This is a genomic window from Psychrobacter sp. T6-1 (assembly GCF_052258445.1).
On record NZ_JBQQFC010000684.1, the window covers coordinates 1 to 740 of the forward strand.

The following is a 740-nucleotide window of genomic DNA, read 5'->3' on the forward strand; positions in this document are numbered from 1 at the left end:
TGAGTAGGACGCTCAAATGCCTTGATTCGCTCCCAAAATTTAACAGGCCCGGTTTGAATCACGCGTAAAGCGCCGACACCATTTCGCTCCTCGCTACCTTCCGTTACTAGCTTAGCAGCCCCAACCGCTTTAAATGACCCATAACTAGCATGGTCGCTGAGTGCTTCAAACACGTCGTTAATCGGTTTTTTGACGATACGTTCTACTTTTATTTTAAACATACTATTATCTCGTTAAGATTAAAATTATTTAGCTTATTGCCATCTCAAAACTTAATTAAGCAACCACACTTTAAGAATTAATTATCGTGAAGAGCGCTTAGACCCTCGGCCTTTAGCAGGGCGTTTGCCATTGCCAGCAGGTTTGCCCTTGCCACCTGAATGCTTACCGCGACCAGCAGGACGCCCATCCCTACCCTTTGAACCCTTAGGATTTTTAGCACTCTCTTTAGAGTGTTTATTATCTTTTGCGGCGCCTGTTGATGTAGAAGCCGATCTTGATGTATTGCTACGAGATTTTTTTCGTGGGCCGTTGCGAGACTTTTTGCTTGCATTACTATCTTCTGAAGACGACTCTCCAATAGATTTAAGCAATACAGATAACTCTTTTTCAGTCAAATCTCGCCAGTCGCCAACGGGTAAACCCTTAAGATTGACATTCATGATTCGCGTACGCTCAAGCTTGACGACGTCATAGCCAAAATGCTCACACATACGGCGGATTTGACGGTTCAGCCCCTG

General features: G+C 44.5%; 2 protein-coding genes. Both read right to left on the reverse strand.

The features are described from left to right. A partial coding sequence (locus ACTXGO_RS15385) for an SRPBCC family protein (RefSeq protein WP_459112944.1) occupies positions 1–221 on the reverse strand: 221 nt, incomplete at its 3' end. A gap of 81 nt (positions 222–302) precedes the next feature. After that, positions 303–740 (reverse strand): pseudouridine synthase (locus ACTXGO_RS15390; RefSeq protein ID WP_459112945.1); only part of this gene is annotated, 438 nt, incomplete at its 5' end.